Genomic DNA, 18,588 nt, shown 5'->3' with positions numbered 1-18,588 from the left:
GGCTGATGAAATTCGTCTGCCTGCTGCGAGGCTGCCAATGGCGCAGCCTGTTGGTGAGTGAAGTCGCCGGCCTTCACTGCCAGTGTTGCGAACGCTGTGGCGCGTTGCGCTACAGCCATCCCGGCCAATCTTTCGATGCATAGGAACCGACCATGGCGAGGGCAATCTGGAAAGGCGCGATCAGCTTTGGCTTGGTGCACATCCCCGTCTCGCTGAATACCGCCGTGCGCAGTGAGCGAGTGGACTTCGACTGGCTGGACAAGCGCAGTATGGAGCCGGTTGGCTACAAGCGGGTGAACAAGGTGACCGGCAAGGACATCGACAAGGAGCACATCGTCAAAGGGGTGGAGTACGAAAAGGGCCGCTACGTGGTGATCAGCGAGGAAGAAATCCGCAAGGCCAGGCCCGAGGCGACCCAGACCATCGACATCTTCTCGTTCGTCGACGCCGGCGACATTCCGCTGCAACAGTTTGACACCCCCTACTACCTGAGCCCCGATCGTCGTGGTGGCAAGGTCTATGCCTTGCTGCGCGAGACCCTGCACAGCACCGGCAAGGTGGCCTTGGCCACCGTGGTGCTGCACACCCGCCAGCACCTGGCCCTGCTGCGCCCGCTGGAAGATGCACTGGTCTTGATCACCCTGCGCTGGCCGGAGGAGGTGCGCGGGCTGGATACGCTGGAACTGGACAAGAGCGTGACCGAGACTAAGGTCGACAAGCGTGAGCTGGACATGGCCAGGCGCCTGGTGGAGGACATGAGCGGGCAATGGACGCCCGATGAGTACCATGATGCGTTTCGCCAGACCATCCTCGACCTGGTGGAGGAGAAAGCCAGCAAAGGCAAGATCGAAACCGTGGACAAAGGCGAGGGCGCGACGGCTGAGAAGGGCGCCGACATCATCGACCTCACCGAGCTGCTTAAACGCAGCCTCGGCGGCAAGACCAAAGCGAAGAAGCCGGCGGCCAAGCGACCGCGCAAGGCTTCATGAGTTACGCAAGCGGTCCCCCCAGCCCCTTGAGATAGTCCCCAAAGCCCTCGCGCGCACGGCTGTCCACCCGGCTGCTGGTGGTCACGCTGTGCGCTGCGGTCCAGACGATCTGTGCGCCGCTGGCTTCCAGGGCCAGCACCAGTTGCACATCTTCATGCGCCGGCAATGGCTGGAAGCCGCCCACGCGCTCGTAGGCCTTGGCGCATACGCCGAGGTTGGCGCCATGGATATGCCGATGCCCTTCACGGGCCTGATAACGGCTGCGGTACAACTGGCGTAACGCTGCGTTCTGCCAAGGCTGCCAGCGTTCGATGTGCACCGTGCCGCACACCGCGTCCGCGTGCCATTGCAGCTGTGACACCAGCCAATGCCTGGGCACGCGACTGTCGGCGTCGGTGAAGGCCAGCCACTGGGCACCGCGCTCGATCATCCACGCCGCCCCCAGGCGCCGGGCGATGCCGACGTTGCCGGCCTCCAGTTCCAGGGTATGCACGCCGTGGCGGCGGGCGATGCGCGCGCTGGCGTCGACACAGCGATCGAGCACCACCAGCACCTCCACCGCCAGCCCAGCCCCCTCGGCGTGTGCCACGGCCTGTTTGACCGCAGTCAGGCAGCGCCCCAACCGGCGCGCTTCGTTGTGCGCGGGGATGATGACGGCGATCATGGGCAGATCTCGTCAAGGTCCACGACGCTGGGCTGACACGACCAGTATTCGAGCAGGAAATCCGCCTCTTCGTGGCGCAGCACTGGGTAAAGTGGCAGATGCCGGGCCAGCAGGGCATGCACCTCGCGGCCATCCTGCGGGCAGCCGGCGATGGGATGGCGCCAGTGGCAGGCCAGCAAACCACCGTCATACGCCAGGCTGGCCACCGACTGCTCGATCACCTGCAACCAGTCGGTGGGGTCCAGGTAGTAGCCGATCTCACTGAACACGATCAGGTCAAACTGACCGCCCGGCCAGTCGCCCGGCAGGTGGCCCTGTTCGACATGGGCGTGGCTCACGCCTGCAAGCCGTTGACGGGCCAAGGCCACAGCGGTCGCGTCGATGTCCTGGCACGACAGGCTGGCGCAGCGCTCGGCCAGCAGAACGCTCAGCTCGCCGTTGGCGCAGGCCGGCTCGAATACGCGCTCGTAGCATTGGCGCGGCAGGCTGGCCAGGGTCAGCTCGCGCTTGCGCCGTTCGTACCAGCGGGTACGAAAGGCCCAGGGGTCATCGTTGCCGGCGTACAAGTCGGCGAAGTACTGTGCGTCCAGGCTCATGTTGCCTCCGTTGACAGAAAGAGCAGCTCGAATGGTTGCAACAGGCAAGCCTGCAGCTGTTCCGGCACAACCGGTGGGCGATCACCATCAGGCTGCAACTGGCTGGCATGTGCAGCGAGGGCTTGGCGCTTGAGCGCCAGGTGCTCATCGCACAGTTGCACGCGGTGTGCGCGGGGCCAGGGCAGGCGCGGGTCGTCGGGGCTTGCCCAGTGCCAGGCCCAGACTGGGGCCTCAGCGAGTTGTACACGCCTGGTCTGGGCCGCCTGGGCACAGGCGCGACCTGCTGCTTCGTGGTCGCAATGGCCGTCGCCGCGCCACGTGGTCAGCAGCAGGTCGCCAGGTTTGAGCAACTGGTTCAGGTGGTTGACCAAAAAGGCTTCATCGTGGGGCAGCGCGCCATCCTTGAGGTTGAGTCGTCGCCAGTCGAGGCGGTTGAGGTCCAGCCCAAGCAGTTGCAGGGCATGGCGGCTTTCCAGTGGGCGCTGATGGCGCAGGCGGCGCTCTGGCCATTGTGAGGAATGCGGGTGGCTGCCCTCGCCATTGGTGGCAGAAAGAAGCAGCACGTCCTGTTCTCGTCCCTGGAAGCTGGCCAGCAGCCCGCCGGCCATGAGGATTTCGTCGTCCGGGTGCGGAGCCAGCAGCACCAGGCGCCTCCCGGGTGGGCACAACTGCTCGGGCAGCGTCCAGCTGGCGCGGGCCAACTGAGCAGAATGCTGCCAGGCGCTCCACGGTGTGCCTTGCGCGGCCTGTATCAAGTTCTGGCTCATAGTTGCCATGCTCCCGCCGGCAGGCCGGTCAGTTGCCGGCCCAACTCGGCCAGGTCGCGTTCGGCGTGGCTCTGGCGTATGTATACCGGCAGGTCGGCACTGAGCCGGGCGAAATGGCTGCTGCAACAGAACGGCGTGGCACCGAGCGCCCGGCCGGCATGCTGAATGACCTGCTCGACCGCCTGCTCGACCTGGGCGCGGGTGCGCCGCACCTCGAAGCTGGCGTCATCCTGAGGGTGAAGGTCGATCCAGGTGGCGCATTCGCGAAGGGCGGCACGGGCACCGTACAAGGCTGCATCGACTGCGCCCAGATGCGCATCGGCATGCGGGTCGCGCCGGGGTTTGCGGCACTGTTCGTGAAGGTACCCGGCCAGTGCCTCGGCGGCGCCATACCAGCAAGCGGCGATACCCGCGCCGCCTTGCCAGAAGCCAGGACGGGACAGGTACTGGCCGGGCGAACCGATGGCCAGCCCTGGCGAGTCGTCGAATTCGATCACAACGCTGCGGGTGGCGGCCACGCCTACGGCCTGCCAATGTTCGGCCAAGATGCGCTGGCTGGGATGAGGCAATTCGATGGCCACCAACTGAGGCTGGTCGTCTTCCCAGGCCGTCAGCAGGGCACGGTCGACCTGCAACGCGCCCGAACACCAAGCCTTGCGGCCTTGCAGGCGCACGCGTTCACCGTCCCGCTCGACAATGTATGCCCGGGCATCTGGCGGCTCGGCGGCCCACACGCCCCAAATGCCGTTGAAGGCATGCTGGGCGGCGCCGCATTCGGCGAGGATTGCCAAGGCGTCGGTATGGCCTTCATAGAGTTTGGCCAGGCTTAGATCGTAACCGGCGACCCGCGCCAGGACGCGCCAGCGTTCGAGCGTGCAGCCCTGGCCGGGCAACGGGAGTACGTCGAGCCGGTCGCCCTGCAAGGCCTGCATCAGTTCTATTAGCGAAGCGTCGCGTTCGATGGCCTGCGAACGGTGAGCAAAACGGTGTAACAACGAATCGAAGTGGGTCAGTTCCATCATGCAATTCCCAACTGCTTGCGCATACGCAACGTGATCGACTGGCGTGTCTTGCCCATTTCGGCCCACGGGTCTTCGACCTGTGCAAGCCGCGTGTGAAGGTTGCCGATGTTCCACTGGTTGGCACCCTTGAGCTGGCTCAGTTCCTCACGCCAGATCGGCACCGACACCGGCAGGCCCTCGCGGGCCCGCAGCGAGTAGGCGGCGACGGTGGTGGCACCCTTGCCGTTACGCAGGTAGTCGATAAAGATCCGCCCGACCCGGTTCTTCGGCCCGGACACGGCGCTGAGACGATCAGGGAACAGCCCGGCCATGTGATTGACCAGGGCATGGCTGAAGTCCTTCACCTCGTCCCAGCCAGCGCGTCGGGTCAAGGGTACGACGAGGTGCATGCCCTTGCCGCCGCTGGTCTTGAGAAACACCTTCAGGCCCAGTTCGTCGAGCAGGGTAAGGGTCAGCTGGGTGGCCTCGAGCATGGCTTTCCACGGCAGCGCCGGGTCAGGGTCCAGGTCGAGGACAAAGCGGTCGGGTTTATCGAAATCCTTGGTGGTGGCATTCCAGGTGTGCAGTTCAAGCGTGTTCATCTGCACCGCGCCCAGCAGGCTTTCGGCGCCGTTGAGCACCATGGCCGCCTGGCCGGCCTGGGCCTTGTTGTAGCTGAGCACCTTGGGAATATGCAGCTGGCCGGCGTTTTTCTGAAAGAACAGTTCGCCGCTCAGACCATCCGGGGCGCGGACGAGGGCTACAGGTCGGTCCTTGAGCTGGGGCAGCAGCCAGTCGGCGACCTGAGCGTAGTACTGGGCGACCTCGCGCTTGGTGGTGCCCGTGGTTGCGTCGACCACGCGGTCGGGGTGGGTCAGGCGCAGGGTGCCCAGGTTCTCGGGTTCTGTCTGTGCTGCGCGCTTGGTGGGCATTGCTCGCTCCAGGTCGATGGCGGTGGCAGGTTTATCGTCACGCAGGCCGTGGAACACCGAGTGACGCACGATGCCTTCGCGGGTCATCTGGGCATAGGCGACCTCTGCCAGCAGCTGTGGCCTGAGCCAATGCACGCCGCGGGCTTCGGCACCGGTAGGTGGTTTCGGCAAGGGGGATCTGTCGGTTTGCAACGGCTTGAGGCGGGCGTGAATGCTGTCCAGGGTGGCCGCGCTGAAGCCCGTGCCGACCTTGCCGGCGTAACGCAGCTGGCCGCTGTCGTGGTCGTGCAAGGCCAGCAGCAGGGCGCCGAAGCCGTTGCGGCTGCCCTTGGGGTCGGTGTAGCCGACGATCACGAATTCCTGGCGCTGCTTGCACTTGAGCTTGACCCAGTCGCTACTGCGCCGGCCAACGTAAGGGCTGTCGGCACGTTTACCGATCAAGCCTTCGAGTTCCAGTCGGCAGGCGCTGTCGAGCAGTGACTCGACGGGCTCCTCAAAATCGGCGGAATACCTGAGTACCTGCGATGCATGGCCTTCCAGCAACCGGGCGAGGGTTGCACGGCGCTGTTGCAGCGTCAGTGCTCGCAGGTCCTCACCGCCCAGCCAGGGCAGGTCGAACAGGTAGTAGGTGATGCGCTCGTCATGCTCGGTGTCGAAGGCGTTCTGCAAAGCCTGGAAGTCGGCCACGCCGTTGTCGTCGACCACTACCATCTCGCCGTCCAGCCATGCCGAGTCGAGGCCCAGGGCCTTGAGCGCCTCGACCTGCCGGGGCATCTTCGCACTCCAGTCGTGGCCATTACGGGTAAACAGGCGTATGTCGTCACCGTCGATACGCGCCAGGATGCGGTAGCCGTCGAACTTGACTTCGTAGCGCCAATCGCCGCTTGGCGGGGAATCGACCAACGTGGCCAGTTGCGGCTGGAGTATATCCGGCAGGGCTTTGCGGCCGGCTCGCTTGTGCCTGGTGGTGGTCGCCTTGGCCGGGCTGCGCGGGGGCAGGGTGCGCTCGCTCAGCACGCTGTCCGGCAGGGCCTCGACAATGCTGTAGTCCGTTTCACTGCGTGCCTGCCCATCATGGGACTTGACCAGCATCCACTGCTCTTTCTTGCCGGCCAGGTGAGTGCGGAACAGGTTCCAGACCCCTGACAGTTTCTCGCCCTGCAGGCGAAAGCGCAGCTTGCCCTTTGCATAGGCTTCGCGCGGGTCGCCCTCGGGCTCCCACACACCCCGGTCCCAGACAATGACATCGCCGGCGCCGTAGTGGCCTTCAGGGATGCTTCCTTCGAAGTTGGCGTAATCCAGCGGATGATCCTCTACATGCACTGCCAGGCGCCGGACCTTGGGATCCAGTGAGGGGCCCTTGGGGATGGCCCAGCTCTTGAGGGTGCCGTCGAGCTCCAGGCGAAAATCGTAATGCAGGTGGCTGGCATCGTGCTTCTGGATGCAGTACTGCAGCGCATGGGCCGAGCGGGGGCGGGCGCGTTTACCAGCCGGCTCGGGCGTGGCATTGAAGTCGCGCTTGCGCTGGTACTCCTGTAGGGGTTTGGCCATGACGGGCTCCGGAAGGGTTCGCGGGTCTCAGGATTGGGAGGCGGCGGTGGCGCGAGGAGTTCAAAAAATGCGAGGGGTGGGGGGCTGGCAGAAACTCTGAATCATTTGCCGCTGGGGAGGGTCGACCGAGTGAAGCCCACAGACGGAGAACGTTCATGTCCACACCCGATGACCCAAGACCGCCCATTGAGATCGACGACACCGAGGACCGCATGGGCAGCGTCCACGAGCTGGATTTCAGCGAACGCCGCGATGAACGCCAGGGGCGTGTCGGCGACGAGCGACCGGCGCGGGAGATCGCCGAGGATTATCCGCCCCGGCGTGTCGCCGAAAGCGGGATGACCGGCGGCGAGGCGCTGAGCGACAGCCTGCACGAGGACAATGTCACCCTCGATGACCTGAGCCCCGATACGCTGCTCGATGAGACCGGTGCCCGCGATCCGGATGAGCCTGGCAGCGGCGGCCCGGCGGACAAGACCTTGCGCCAGGTGCAGGCCCACGAGATCGGTGGTGGGTTCGGCCTGGACGAGGCCGAACTGGCTCGCTCCGCGCCGCTGGACGGCGAGCTGTGGACCGATGACGTGGTACCCGATGACGAAGGGAGAGAGCCGAGATGAACGAGCAACGCTGTTCCTGCACCCATTGTTCTTGCACAGTGGATGCCAATGCTGTGGTCCAGGATGGCAAGGCCTATTGCTGCGAAGCCTGTGCGAAGGGCCATCGCAACGGCGAGCCCTGTCGTATGAGCGACTGCAAGTGTGGTGAGTTGGCTGAGTCGAAAGAATCCAATGTCGATAATGCACTGGATGAAACATTCCCGGCGAGCGATCCGATTTCGCCATGAGGCCCAGTGGCTGACAGATGTGAGACGGGAGAGCGACAGGACGTTGTTCAGATCATGTGGAAACTCACCCGTCACGCATCTGGTTTGAGTTACGCCCTCAATGGGTCTGCCAGACACCGTTGTTGCGTTCGCAATCGCTACGTGCCTGGCCCAAGCCAGGGGTGTCGTAGTAGTAGGTGATGATCCGCGCATCCTTGGGTAGTGCAGGGCGGGTGGCAGGCTCATCACGCCCAGCGGCATCGGGGTTGGCCAGCGTCTCCTGCGTCAGAGGCGCGATGCAGCTGCCAACGCTGCCGTCGGGGCAACGCTCCACCCGACGCTTCTGGCTGTTCAACATTTCCTTGCTTTCGTTGCTGCACGACCAGGCAATCGCCTCAGCGGGCATGTTGCCGTAGCTGTAACAGGTGTGTTGCTGCACCGGTTTGACCGCCTCGCTGGATGAGCGGGTGACCACGTCGCAACCTTCGGCCAGCACCTGCCCGCTGCTCAGGGTGCCCAGCATTGCCATGTACAGAGCGAATCGCATGATATACCTCCCGGGCACCAGGGCCCGTCAGCGCTTGTCGAGGGCTGCCCCGGCCTGTCTGCGCAAGGCCTTGGCACGCTTTTCGAGGATCAGGTAGGTCACCACCGCCATTAGCAGCGGGATCAGGTAGTACAACGTCCGATAGCCGAGCAGTGCGGCCACCAGGGTGCCTTGGCCTAGCTGGCCGTGGAGCAGCGCCAGGAATACGGCTTCCAGTACGCCGAGTCCGGCAGGAATGTGAGCGACCACGCCGGCGACGCAACTGATCAGCAACACACCCAGCACCGAGGGATAGAACAGCTCAGGGGGCAACAGCAGGTGAATCAGCGCTGCCATCAGCGCCCAGTTGCTTGCGCCCAGCGCCACCTGGCAGAGGGCCATACGCAGGCTCGGCAGAGTGACTTCGTGCCCGCGCAGCGCCCACGTGCGCCGCGTGGCGAAGGCACAGGCGCACAGGTATGCCAACGCTACCGCCACCATCAATACGCCGATCAGGCGCAGGCCGCTGGCACCCACCGCCCAGCTTTCCGGCAGTTTCACAAAGCCCAGGGCGAATACCGTACCGGCCAGCAGCAGGTAGCCCATCCAGTTGGTCAACAGCCCCAAGGTGATGATGCGGGTGATGGTTGGGGTATCCAGGCCCAGCCGGCTGTACAGGCGATAACGCAGGGCAACGCCACCGACCCAGGTGGTGAAGTTGAGGTTGAACGCATAGCAGACGAACGCTACCGGCAGTACCTGTCGGGCCGGCAGGTGGTGGCCTGTGTAGGCGCGGGCGAGCAGGTCGTAGCTGGCGAATACCAGGTAGCTGCACAGGGCCAGCAGCAACCCCAAGGCCAGGGTCGAGGGCCGTTACGCCAGCAGCGACTGGCGGACTTCGTTCCAGTCCAGGTTACGTGCCAGGGTGAACAGCAGTACCGGTATCAACACCAGGAACAGCACGGTCAGCAAGCGCTTGCCCCAGGTCTTCCAGCGTGAAGTGGCCATCATGTCTTGCCCCCGTGGTAGTCGGCCGGGGCCTCGCCGTCGCCTTGCAGCGACTGCAGGCGCTGCCGGTGCGCCGGAAACCAGCCGGCGATCCGCGGGAAATAGCGCGTGATGTGGAAGCCCAGAAAGATCAGCGGGGCACGCCACCAGTAGCCGCGCACCATGCGCTCCAGCGTCACGGTCTTGCAGTGCTCCCGGCTCAGTTCGGTCAAGTGCTGGTACAGGTGTTCGTTGAACGCGGGGTCGCGAATCAGCAGGTTGGCCTCAAGGTTGAACGACAGGCTCAGGGGGTCGAGGTTGCTTGAGCCTACGGTGGACCAGTCATTGTCCACCAACGCAACCTTGCCATGGAGCGGCCGCTGGCAGTACTCATGGATGCGCACGTCGTCGCGCAACAGGTAGTTGTAGAGCAGCCGCGAGAGCGCGCGTACCCAGCGCATGTCCGGTTGCCCCTGGAGGATCAGCGTCACCTCGACCCCGCGCCGGGCGGCGTTGCGCAGTTCGCGCAGCAAGCGGTAGCCCGGGAAGAAGTAGGCGTTGGCCACGACGATACGATGCCTTGCTTCACGGAAAACCTGCAGGTAGCAGGCTTCGATATCGTTGCGATGGCGCTGGTTGTCGCGCTCCACCAGCACGGCGCTCGTCGGGCCTGAAGCGATGCCGCCCGGCTGAACCCTGCTGGCGGCATCCAGCACCGGTGCGAGCATGCGGCAGGAAGAAGCATGCACCTGGGCCACCACCGGGCCGACGACCTCCACGGCGTAGTCCTGCTTGGCCTGTGGGCCGAAGTCATCCAGGTGGTCGGCACTGTAATTGATGCCGCCAATGAAGGCGCGTTGCCCGTCGATCACCAGGATCTTGCGGTGCAAGCGGCGAAACAGGTTGGTGCGCATGCCCACCAGCCGTGGTTGCGGATCGAAGGAATGGAAACGCACCCCGGCCTCGGTCATCGACGAGATGAAATCGTCAGGCAGGTCGGCGGTGCCGTAGCCGTCCACCGCCACCTCGACCCGCACCCCGCGCCGCGCGGCATCGATCAGGGCGTGGCGCAAGGGTTGACCGACCTTGTCGTCGTAAATGATGAAAGTTTCCAGGAGGATTTCCTCGCGTGCCTGGGCCATGGCCTCGAATACGCGGGGGTAATACTGCTCGCCGTTTATCAGCAACTCGACGCGGTTGCCGTCGCACCAATTCAGTTTCATAGCGTCACCTGCGCCACCAGCGGGGCATGGTCGGAGAGGTGGGACCATGGGTATCTGGACAACACCCGTGCTTCGCAAGCTTGTGCGTTACGCAGGTAGATGCGGTCCAGCCGCAGCATCGGCAAGCGCGCGGGAAAGCTGCGTGCCGGCTTGCCGAAAGCTTCCACCAGGTGGCCCGACAGCCGCGCATCTGCTTTCAGGCGCCAATCGTTGAAGTCGCCGGCGACGATGACCGGCTCATCCGGCGGCAGGCTGTCCAGCAATGTCAGCAGCAGGCCGACCTGACGCTGACGATGCTCCTCACGCAGGCCCAGGTGTACGCAGACGGTGTGCACCTGTTCATGGCCCGGCACTTCCAGCTGGCAATGCAGCAGGCCCCGTTCTTCGTTGCCATGGACCGAAACATCCAGGTTGTCATGGGCACGGATGGGGAACTTGGACAGCAGGGCGTTGCCATGGTCGCCATGGGGGTAGACCGCATTGCGGCCATAGGCGAACTGCGGCCACATGCTGTCGGCGAGGAATTCGTACTGGGGTGTCTGTGGCCACTTGGGATGGCGCTCGGCATGATGGTGATGAGTGCCGTGCACCTCCTGGAGAAACACCAGGTCGGCGCCGGTCGAGCGTACCGCCTCGCGCAGCTCCGGCAAAATGAAGCGGCGGTTGAACAGGGTGAAGCCTTTGTGCACGTTGAGGGTCAGTACCGTCAGGCGATGTACGGCGGTGACCTTGTCGATGATGCAGCGGGGGGGCGGGCAGTGTCGGGTTCATAGCGGCTCCTGCGGCTCGACGCCTGGTTCGGTCACCAACTCGCCGTCAAGGCCTAGCTTGTCCAGCAGGCGGCGGGCATCGTAGGGGGCGTGGACTTTCTGGTCGTTGTCGAAGTAGCAGTAGACGTCACGGGAGGTGCGTTTTGCCGGAGCGCGGCGCACCACACGCTGAGCATCCTCAGGCTGGCTGCCCGCAGCCCAGGCCTGGATGCGCAGGCGCCAGCGGCGCAGCGCCCTGGCCGTGTAGCCGCTGCTGTACAGTTCGACATCGCCATGCAGGCGCAGGTACACGAACTCGGCCGTGACCTCTTCGACATAGGGCCATTTGCCGGCGCTGTCGGCGACCACCAGGGCAACCTTGTGCTTGCGTAGCAGGTCGATGAAGGTGTCGCAGAGGAAGCTGGGGTGGCGGATTTCCACGGCGTGGCGCAAGCGCGCATTACCCGGCACGGCCGTGCCGCCGTTGCCTTGCAGGCGTTCGGCGGCGTGGTGCGCAAGGCTGCGGGCGGCTTTGCGGTCGCGTGGCAGCTTGGCCAGAAAGTCGCTGAAGCGCTGCGCGTCGAATTTCAGATTCGGGGGAAACTGCCACAGGAAGGGGCCCAGCTTGTCACCCAGCAGCAAGGGGCCCGACGCGAAGAAGTTGGCAAGCGCCTCGTCGATTTCGCGCAGCCTGCGTACGTGGGTGATGTAGCGCGGCGCCTTGACAGAGAACACGAACCCCTCCGGTGTCTCGTCACGCCACTTGGCATAGCGCTCGGGCGTTTGCAGTGCGTAGAACGAACCGTTGATTTCGATGCTGTTGACTGCCCGAGAGGCAAACGCCAGCTCGTCGTCCTGGCGCAGCCCCTCGGGGTAGAAGTCCTTGCGCCATGGGCCATAGCGCCAACCGGAAATTCCGATGCGGATCTCGCTCACCATAAGTCCCTGCGCTCCTGTATGTAACAGTAGCGACAGGAACCGGGACCGGATTGTTCAGTGCGATTGACGAGTGGATGGCCATGCAAAAGGGAACTTTACCGGTGTTGCAATCCTCCACCGGATGCCTGGGTTCCACTGAGGTACACCATGAAGGAGGCTCAGCCATGAAGTTTGATCGGTTTGCACAATGGCTAGCCAACCATAGCGGGCGGCCGTTGACGTTCGTTATTGCCTTTATGCTGATCATTGCCTGGGGCGTAAGCGGGCCCATGTTTCATTTCAACGACACCTGGCAGTTGGTCATCAATACATCGACCACGATCATCACGTTCCTGATGGTGTTCCTGATCCAGAATACCCAAAACCGTGATAGCGACGAGTTGCACATCAAACTTGACGAACTGTTGCGCACTACCCAACGGGCGCACAAGGCGTTGCTCGACCTTGAAGATATGGGGCCAGCTGAACTCCATGCGCTTCGTAAGCGATACCAGCAACTGGGGGAGCACGACGAAGCGGGGCCAGGCAGGGAGGACTCCCATTGACGTGTTCAAGATCAAGCCACGACATTGTTCAGACAGGGCAAGGCCGTGACGGTGAACAAACCACATTTCTCACACTTCGGAGACTAGATGATGAACAAACCCGACGATCAGCGGCAGAAAGGCCCCCATTCTTCCGATCATGCAACAACTGATCAGGACTTGGGTTTCGACCCGGACTCCCCTGATCTGGACGACCCTCAAGTGGACCCCCAAGGCCCCGCGAAAGCACCAAGGGACGTGGAAAAGAAACCGTGAGCCAAGCTACCGTGGACGCATGTCTGCCGCACATGGCATCCATCTGTTGCCCCGGCTGTTCAAGAGCCGGGGGCAGCACAGCTATCAGAATGTGTACTTCAGCGACAGCATCAGGTTGCGTGGCTCACCGTAAACGTTGCTCGGCACCGCGACAGAGTTGCTGAGGGCGTTGTAGTACTTCTTGTCGAACGCGTTGTTAAGGTTGACGCGCGCATCGATGTGTTCGGTCGGCTTGAACCCCAACATGAAGTCCACCAAGGTGTAGCCATCCTGCTCGATCATGAAGGTGGTGTTCTTGTTGTAGATTCGATTCTGGTGATAAAGGGAGGCTCCGACACGCCACTGGTTGTATTGACCCGGCAGTGTGTAGGACGTGCTCATCTTGAACAGATGGCGGGGTATGTCGGTGTCGAACAGACGGCCCTCGTTTTCTTTCTTGGTATCCTTGACATACTTGGCCTCGGCAAAAGTATAACCGGCAGCCAGTTGCCAATCAGGCGTCAATTGGCCCTGTACCTCCAGCTCTATGCCCTTGCTGCGCACTTTGCCTGCCGCCTCGTAGCACGGGGTAGTCGGGGCAGTAGGGCAACCGTCGGTAAACGATTTCGCACGGTTTTCCTGGTCGATCTGGAAGAGGGCAGCCGATGCGTTCAGTGCCCCGTCGAAGTATTCACCCTTGATGCCCAGTTCATGGTTTTTTCCGGTGATCGGCGCAATGATGTTTTCGGAAGCATCCTTGTAGTTCTGGGGTTTGAAGATATCGGTGTAGCTCACATACACGCTGTGATGCTCGTCGATGTCATAGATCAGGCCGGCGTACTTGGTGACATGCCGGGTGACTTTCAGCTCGCTCGGGGCGGTGCTTTTGTAGGGCGAGGTGGTGGTGTTGTCGTACCAGTCCAGGCGGCTGCCCAGGATCAGCTTCAGCGGGTCGGCCAGGCTCAGGCGTGTGGTGGCATAAACGCTGTTGAGCTTGGCGTTGGTGTTCTGCCAGCCGTACTTGTCCTGGCTCGGCGGTTTTGGTGTGGCGCCAGCATCCCAGTTGTAGAGGTCGATGTTGCTGTTCAGCAAGATGTTGTAGGGCACATCACCGTTGAACACCACCCGCCGGTGGCTGGCGCCGACCACCAGTTCGTGGTCTCGGTCCATCAGGCGAAACGGGCCGCTGGCATAGGCGTCGAAGCTGTTCTGGGTTTCCCGATAGTGCCCCGCGCCGACGAACTGGTTATAGGCCTGGGTGGTGGTGTTAGCGACCAGATAGGTGCCCAGCATGTCGAGGTCGGCCCAGGTTTTGGTGGCCGAGAGGTTGAGCTTCCAGCCATTGTCCAGAATGTGGTCCAGTGCCGCGTAGGCAGAGGTGCTGGTCTTGTCCCAATACTCCCAGTCGCTGCTCAGCGAAGTAGAGCGTGACAAATGCAGGTCGCTGCCGTCAAAGCCCACCGGCAGGCCGGTCCAGCCGTTGCCATTGTTGTTGTCTTGCTGGCGCGATGCACTCAGGGTCAAGGTGGTGCTGTCGTCCAGGTCGGCCTCCAGGATGCCGTAGAACAGGTTGCGTTCGTTTTCCAGTGTGTCTCGGTAGCTGTTGCCGGTCTGATATGCCGTCACCATTCTGCCGCGAACGGTTCCGCTGTCGTTGAGCGCGCCGGAGACATCGACCTCGGTGCGGTAACGGTCCCAACTGCCCATGCTGCCTTCGATGCTGGCCTGGAACTCGCGCGTCGGCCGCTTGCGGATCAGGTTGATCGACGCCGCAGGGTTGCCCGCACCCTGCATCAGGCCGGTGGCACCGCGCACGACTTCGACCCGGTCATACATGGCCATGTCGGCCGACAGCAGGTCCTGGGATACCTGTGAGCTGTCCAGGCTGGTGGGCAGGCCGTCGTACATGATGTTATCGAGGGAAAACCCCCGGGCGTAGTACGAGGATCGTTCGGGGCCAGTCCGGCGCAGGGTGAGCCCAGGAGTGTTCTGCACCACCTCGTTGAGGTTGGCGAGGTTCTGGTCCTCGATGCGTTGGCGCGTGATGACCGTGACCGATTGTGGCGTCTCGCGCAGGGACAATGGCAGTTTGGTCGCCGTCTGCGCTGAACGTGAGGTGTACGAACCTGTGCCTTCGGTGGTGCCAGACAGCAGTGCGCCGGTTACGGTAGTCGCCCCCAGTTCCAGGGCACCTTCGCTGTCCGCTGCCACTTCTATGATGTAGCTGTCCTCACCCTTGAGCACGCGCAGGCCGGTGCCGGTCAGCAACTGGGCGAGGCCATCGCTCACCGAGTAGGTGCCGCTGAGCCCCGGGGTATGCTTGCCAGCGGTCAATTGTGCGTCTGCGGACAGCAAGATGCCGGACTGGCTTGCGAAACGGTTCAGCGCCTGATCAAGGCCCCCAGCCGGGATGGCGTAATGGCGTGTCTGTTCACTTGCGTAGGCCAGTGCGGCAGGCATGGCAAGCAATAAAGGGGCGCCGCCGAGCAAGCTGGCAAGCAGGATGTGGCGGGTCAGCCGTGAACGGGTTGGCGTGGGCAGGTGCGACACTCTGAACGATCCTCTTGAGAAGGCTTGTTGATGGGTTTCAAGAGGTATCCCGTACAACTCGACCAAAACGACAACACCGCACAAACTCTTTTTTGCCATTCCAGGCTGGCAGCAAACGGCCAGCAGTCTTGTGCGTTTCTAAGCCGGGCTGACATTGACCCAGAAGCGCGTCAATCTCTGTATTTTTACGGGCAGCGACTGCTGAACTGCCATCAGCACGCGGTCGGTGTCTGCCAAGGGAAACACCCCCGTCAGTGGCAACTGCGCTACAGCGGGGTCGCAGCGAAGCACACCGGGACGATGGCGAGCCAGCTCGGCGACGAAGTGCCCCAGCGGCATGCGCTCGGCGATCAAGCGGCCGTCTAGCCAGGCGATGGTGTTGAGGTTGGCTGGCCCGAGGTCGCCGAGGCGATTGGCGGAAAACCAGCGACTTTGTCCTGCGTGAAGGCGGCTGGCGGGCGACTGCCGCGGACGCAGCTCCAGCTCGCCTTCAAACAGCTCGACGTGGCTGCCATCCTCACGCTGGTACACGGAAAAGCGTGTGCCCAACGCCTGGATTTCTCCCGCTGCAGTTTCAACGATCAGCGGGCGATGCGCCGGGTCATGACCACTTTCAAGCAACAACTCCCCAGCGAGCAGGCAAATGCGCCGTTCCGACGCGTTGTACCGGATATCAACCGCAGTGCCGCTGTTCAGGCTAAGTTGGCTGCCATCGTCCAGCGAGCGTTGCAAGCGTTCGCCAGTGCCGCTGCGCAGGTCTGCCGTGGCTTCGCGCCAAGGGGATTGTGAATGGACCAGATAGCCGCTCCCGCCGGCCAACAGCAGCGTGCCGAGCAGCTTGAGCGCCTGCCGACGACGCGCATCGGGCAGCTCGCGCAGCACCCCTAGTGCTGTATCCGCTGGGACACCGCTCAGGGTACTTTGCAGGCGCTCCAGGCGTCGCCATGCGCGATCGTGCTCCGGGTCCGCGGCGCGCCATTCAAGAAAGCGCTGCTGTTGCGCCGCTTTGAACTCACCGCTCCATTGCAGCATGAGCCAATGGCTGGCCTGCTCGACGATTGCGGGGGAGAGGGGGGCTTCGCTGACGTTCTTCATTCAGCGTACAGGACCTGATAGCAGGCAGTGATGGCGCGGAGCATGTACTTTTGCACCGAGCTGACGCTGACGTCCAGCCGCGCTGCGATCTGTGTGTAGGTCAGCCCTTCAAATTGCGACAGCAGGAATGCCTCGCGTACCTTTGCAGGCATCTTGTCGAGCATGGCGTCGATCTGCATCAGGGTTTCGATCACGATCGCGCGGGTTTCCAGTGACGGCGTTTCTGGCTCGGGCAGGGCGGCGATGCTCTCCAGATACGCTTGGTGGATACGCTGGCGACGCCACTGGTCTATGACCAGATTGCGGGCGATCTGCACCAGGAATCGACGGCCGTCGCGCTGTTCCGGCAGGCGGCGGGTTACCAGCAGGCGCAGGAAAGTGTCCTGAGCGATGTCCGCCGCCCGCTCGCGATCACCCAGGCGGTGGCGCAGCCAGCCTTGCAGCCAGCCGTGGTGGTCGCGATACAGGCTGTCGATGGGTTGCAGTGGGGCGTCGATGGGCACTTCACCTTTCCGCTAATCAGATGCATATGGGAATTAATCGCGATTGTAAGGTGGTGGGCCGGTTTTGCAAACCGTTGCAGCAACCGTCAGGTGATTGCATGCAAACGGCGCTGGCGTGTTGAACTGGCAAACCAGGTATTTGCCAGTTCACGGGTCGGGCAGCTAGCCAGCAAGGGCCCTGATCAATTGCTCGCTGAAGGCGGGGATATCATCCGGCTTGCGGCTAGTGATCAGGTTGCCGTCCACCACTACCTCTTCATCGACCCAGTCACCACCTGCATTGCGGATATCATCCTGCAATGTCTGGTAACTGGTCATCCGTTTGCCCTTGGCCAGTCCACTCGACACCAGCAGCCAGGCGCCGTGGCAGATCACCGCCAGCGGCTTGCTGGCCGAGTTGTGGCTTTTCACCAGTTTCTGGGCGCCAGGTATCAGGCGGATGGTGTCGGAATTCTGTACCCCACCCGGTAGCACAATGGCATCGTAAAGGTCGAGGTGGGCGCTGTCGAACGTCGCGTCCACCGCAAACTCGTCGGCCGGCTTGTCATGGTTCCAGCCGCGGACAGTGCCTTCCTTGTCACTCAGGATGTCGATCACGGCCCCGTTTTTCTCCAAGGCTTCACGCGGTCCGGTCAACTCCACTTGTTCGAAGCCATCGGTGACCAAAAAGGCTACGCGCTTGCCACTCAGTTTTGCACTCATCGTTCTATCTCCGTTTTCGCCAGGTGTGGATGTGGGACGTCTCGGAAGGGGTGAGAAGTTCCAATGCACTGCTTCAGCGGTAGGGAGGCTGACCGGCTGACCGTTGCAGTTGAACAATTGCGCGGGGCCTGGGCTCTCACTAGCAGGGATAGAACGAGGCGGCCGTCATGAGCATCGAACGCAGCATTCCTGAACTTGAAGCCTGGTACGCGCAGTACGACGACATCAGCTACCGGCGCGAATCGCCGGATGCCTACCACCACGAACTGGTTCGCACCGCCGAGGCGCTGCGGGACGACGGCGCGATTGACTGGGATGACTGGTTGGCGCTGAAGGCACTGGCCGACGAGGCACATATACGGGCACTGGAGGATGCCGTACAGGCTCACGTGAGCGACCCTGACGCATGAAAGCGCTGAAGATCGCCACCTTCAATATCAATGGCATCCGCAGCCGCCTGCCTGCGCTCTTGGCCTGGCTGGAGCGGGAGCAACCGGACATTGCCTGCTTGCAGGAGCTGAAGGCGGCCGATCAGCAGTTTCCGCGCCAGGCCATCGAAGCGGCAGGTTATGGCTGCCTGTATCAGGGGCAACCCTCCTGGAATGGCGTGGCGATCCTGGCGCGCGATAGCGAGCCGCTGGAGGTACGTCGCGGGCTGCCCGGCATGCAGGACGATCAGCAGAGCCGCTATCTGGAGGCTGCGGTGCACGGTGTATTGGTTAGCTGCCTTTACATGCCCAATGGCAACCCGCAACCTGGCCCCAAGTTTGATTACAAACTGCGCTGGTTCGAGTGCCTGATCAAGCATGCCCAAACACTGCAGGGCAGCAGCCACCCTGCGGTGTTGGCGGGCGATTTCAATGTTGTGCCGACCGATCTGGACATCTATAACCCGCGCTCATGGCTCAAGGACGCGCTGCTGCAACCTGAATCGCGGGCGTGTTTCCAACAATTGCTGGCGCAGGGCTGGGTCGATGCTGTTCGTCACCTGTATCCCGAGCAGCGCATCTACACGTTCTGGGACTATTTTCGCAATCATTGGGCGCGCAATGCCGGGCTGCGCATTGATCATCTGCTGCTCAACCCCAGTCTCAGCCCTTATCTGAAGCGGGCGGGTGTGGATGCCTGGGTGCGCAACGAAGCCAAGGCCAGTGATCATGCACCGGTCTGGATCCAGTTGAGCGGGCGTCGCCAGCAGCGCTAGCTGCCAGC

At 62.9% G+C, this 18,588-nt stretch carries 21 protein-coding genes and 1 pseudogene; 8 read left to right on the top strand and 14 right to left on the bottom strand.

The window, feature by feature from the left end; all coding sequences use genetic code 11:
- The first annotated feature begins 5 nt into the window (after positions 1 to 5).
- On the top strand, positions 6 to 143 hold the full coding sequence (locus ACI2KK_RS11215) for a PSPA7_2676 family Cys-rich small protein (protein WP_016486319.1): 138 nt from the start codon (positions 6 to 8) through the stop codon (positions 141 to 143).
- Positions 144 to 152: 9 nt separating this feature from the next.
- Positions 153 to 989, top strand: coding sequence for a Ku protein (locus tag ACI2KK_RS11210; RefSeq protein ID WP_016486320.1), 837 nt, complete (start codon positions 153 to 155; stop codon positions 987 to 989).
- Position 990: 1 nt separating this feature from the next.
- Here the strand turns inward: ACI2KK_RS11210 and ACI2KK_RS11205 are convergent, their stop codons facing one another.
- Genes ACI2KK_RS11205 through ligD form a run of 5 tightly spaced genes read right to left on the bottom strand, consistent with a single transcriptional unit; the run spans position 991 to position 6,500 of the window.
- A complete protein-coding gene (locus tag ACI2KK_RS11205) occupies positions 991 to 1,653 on the bottom strand; it encodes a glycosyltransferase (RefSeq protein WP_404668955.1) in 663 nt (220 codons plus the stop codon).
- On the bottom strand, positions 1,650 to 2,249 hold the full coding sequence (locus ACI2KK_RS11200; RefSeq protein WP_054888249.1) for a bifunctional 2-polyprenyl-6-hydroxyphenol methylase/3-demethylubiquinol 3-O-methyltransferase UbiG: 600 nt from the start codon (positions 2,247 to 2,249) through the stop codon (positions 1,650 to 1,652). The genes ACI2KK_RS11205 and ACI2KK_RS11200 overlap by 4 nt, the downstream gene beginning before the upstream one ends.
- Positions 2,246 to 3,016, bottom strand: coding sequence for a PIG-L deacetylase family protein (locus ACI2KK_RS11195; RefSeq protein WP_016486323.1), 771 nt, complete (start codon positions 3,014 to 3,016; stop codon positions 2,246 to 2,248). Before ACI2KK_RS11195 ends, ACI2KK_RS11200 begins: the two co-directional genes overlap by 4 nt.
- Positions 3,013 to 4,038, bottom strand: a complete 1,026-nt coding sequence (locus ACI2KK_RS11190) for an acyl-CoA dehydrogenase (RefSeq protein WP_404668954.1) — start codon at positions 4,036 to 4,038, stop codon at positions 3,013 to 3,015. The genes ACI2KK_RS11195 and ACI2KK_RS11190 overlap by 4 nt, the downstream gene beginning before the upstream one ends.
- A complete protein-coding gene (ligD, locus tag ACI2KK_RS11185) occupies positions 4,035 to 6,500 on the bottom strand; it encodes a DNA ligase D (protein WP_054888250.1) in 2,466 nt (821 codons plus the stop codon). Before ligD ends, ACI2KK_RS11190 begins: the two co-directional genes overlap by 4 nt.
- A 155-nt stretch (positions 6,501 to 6,655) precedes the next feature.
- On the opposite strand from ligD, the gene ACI2KK_RS11180 reads away from it, so the two are divergent.
- Together ACI2KK_RS11180 and ACI2KK_RS11175 are read left to right on the top strand one after the other, a co-directional pair.
- Positions 6,656 to 7,117, top strand: coding sequence for a hypothetical protein (locus ACI2KK_RS11180; protein WP_054888251.1), 462 nt, complete (start codon positions 6,656 to 6,658; stop codon positions 7,115 to 7,117).
- Positions 7,114 to 7,344: a metallothionein gene (locus ACI2KK_RS11175; RefSeq protein ID WP_016486327.1), complete on the top strand. Its 231-nt coding sequence runs from the start codon at positions 7,114 to 7,116 to the stop codon at positions 7,342 to 7,344. The genes ACI2KK_RS11180 and ACI2KK_RS11175 overlap by 4 nt, the downstream gene beginning before the upstream one ends.
- A 97-nt stretch (positions 7,345 to 7,441) precedes the next feature.
- On the opposite strand, the gene ACI2KK_RS11170 is transcribed toward ACI2KK_RS11175, so the two are convergent.
- The 5 genes and pseudogenes from ACI2KK_RS11170 to ACI2KK_RS11150 all read right to left on the bottom strand — a co-directional run bounded on the left by ACI2KK_RS11170 (position 7,442) and on the right by ACI2KK_RS11150 (position 11,747).
- Positions 7,442 to 7,870 carry a hypothetical protein gene (locus ACI2KK_RS11170; protein ID WP_016486328.1) on the bottom strand — a complete coding sequence of 143 codons (429 nt, stop codon included), beginning with the start codon at positions 7,868 to 7,870 and terminating at the stop codon, positions 7,442 to 7,444.
- A gap of 27 nt (positions 7,871 to 7,897) precedes the next feature.
- Positions 7,898 to 8,857, bottom strand: a pseudogene (locus tag ACI2KK_RS11165) (lysylphosphatidylglycerol synthase domain-containing protein).
- Positions 8,857 to 10,059, bottom strand: a complete 1,203-nt coding sequence (clsB, locus tag ACI2KK_RS11160) for a cardiolipin synthase ClsB (protein ID WP_274094539.1) — start codon at positions 10,057 to 10,059, stop codon at positions 8,857 to 8,859. Before clsB ends, ACI2KK_RS11165 begins: the two are co-directional and overlap by 1 nt.
- A complete protein-coding gene (locus tag ACI2KK_RS11155) occupies positions 10,056 to 10,799 on the bottom strand; it encodes an endonuclease/exonuclease/phosphatase family protein (protein WP_332729996.1) in 744 nt (247 codons plus the stop codon). The genes clsB and ACI2KK_RS11155 overlap by 4 nt, the downstream gene beginning before the upstream one ends.
- A gap of 27 nt (positions 10,800 to 10,826) precedes the next feature.
- Positions 10,827 to 11,747, bottom strand: coding sequence for a DUF72 domain-containing protein (locus tag ACI2KK_RS11150; protein WP_016486332.1), 921 nt, complete (start codon positions 11,745 to 11,747; stop codon positions 10,827 to 10,829).
- Positions 11,748 to 11,911: 164 nt separating this feature from the next.
- Here ACI2KK_RS11150 and ACI2KK_RS11145 point away from each other — a divergent pair, with 164 nt between their 5' ends.
- Both ACI2KK_RS11145 and ACI2KK_RS11140 read left to right on the top strand, forming a co-directional pair.
- Positions 11,912 to 12,292 (top strand): low affinity iron permease family protein, encoded by a 381-nt coding sequence (locus ACI2KK_RS11145; RefSeq protein ID WP_404668953.1) that lies wholly within the window; start codon positions 11,912 to 11,914, stop codon positions 12,290 to 12,292.
- A 90-nt stretch (positions 12,293 to 12,382) separates the two neighbouring features.
- Entirely contained in the window at positions 12,383 to 12,547 is a 165-nt protein-coding gene (locus tag ACI2KK_RS11140) for a DUF6021 family protein (protein ID WP_176393845.1), read from the top strand.
- Positions 12,548 to 12,631: 84 nt separating this feature from the next.
- Here ACI2KK_RS11140 and ACI2KK_RS11135 read toward each other — a convergent pair whose 3' ends face one another.
- From ACI2KK_RS11135 to ACI2KK_RS11120, 4 genes are all read right to left on the bottom strand, one after another.
- On the bottom strand, positions 12,632 to 15,076 hold the full coding sequence (locus ACI2KK_RS11135; protein ID WP_016486334.1) for a TonB-dependent receptor: 2,445 nt from the start codon (positions 15,074 to 15,076) through the stop codon (positions 12,632 to 12,634).
- 138 nt (positions 15,077 to 15,214) lie between these two features.
- Positions 15,215 to 16,171: a FecR domain-containing protein gene (locus ACI2KK_RS11130; protein WP_404668952.1), complete on the bottom strand. Its 957-nt coding sequence runs from the start codon at positions 16,169 to 16,171 to the stop codon at positions 15,215 to 15,217.
- On the bottom strand, positions 16,168 to 16,674 hold the full coding sequence (locus tag ACI2KK_RS11125; protein ID WP_016486336.1) for a sigma-70 family RNA polymerase sigma factor: 507 nt from the start codon (positions 16,672 to 16,674) through the stop codon (positions 16,168 to 16,170). The genes ACI2KK_RS11130 and ACI2KK_RS11125 overlap by 4 nt, the downstream gene beginning before the upstream one ends.
- 162 nt (positions 16,675 to 16,836) lie before the next feature.
- Complete coding sequence (locus ACI2KK_RS11120) at positions 16,837 to 17,376, bottom strand: type 1 glutamine amidotransferase domain-containing protein (RefSeq protein WP_016486337.1); 540 nt, start codon at positions 17,374 to 17,376, stop codon at positions 16,837 to 16,839.
- 167 nt (positions 17,377 to 17,543) lie between these two features.
- Here ACI2KK_RS11120 and ACI2KK_RS11115 point away from each other — a divergent pair, with 167 nt between their 5' ends.
- Positions 17,544 to 17,786 carry a hypothetical protein gene (locus ACI2KK_RS11115; RefSeq protein WP_016486338.1) on the top strand — a complete coding sequence of 81 codons (243 nt, stop codon included), beginning with the start codon at positions 17,544 to 17,546 and terminating at the stop codon, positions 17,784 to 17,786.
- A complete protein-coding gene (gene xth / locus ACI2KK_RS11110; protein ID WP_054888256.1) occupies positions 17,783 to 18,580 on the top strand; it encodes an exodeoxyribonuclease III in 798 nt (265 codons plus the stop codon). The genes ACI2KK_RS11115 and xth overlap by 4 nt, the downstream gene beginning before the upstream one ends.
- Positions 18,581 to 18,588: the final 8 nt, after the last annotated feature.

Origin of the sequence: Pseudomonas sp. NPDC089406 (genome assembly GCF_044900265.1) — a bacterium.
Classification (GTDB): Bacteria; Pseudomonadota; Gammaproteobacteria; order Pseudomonadales; family Pseudomonadaceae; genus Aquipseudomonas; species Aquipseudomonas fakonensis.
This window is presented reverse-complemented; position numbering and strand designations above follow the sequence as displayed.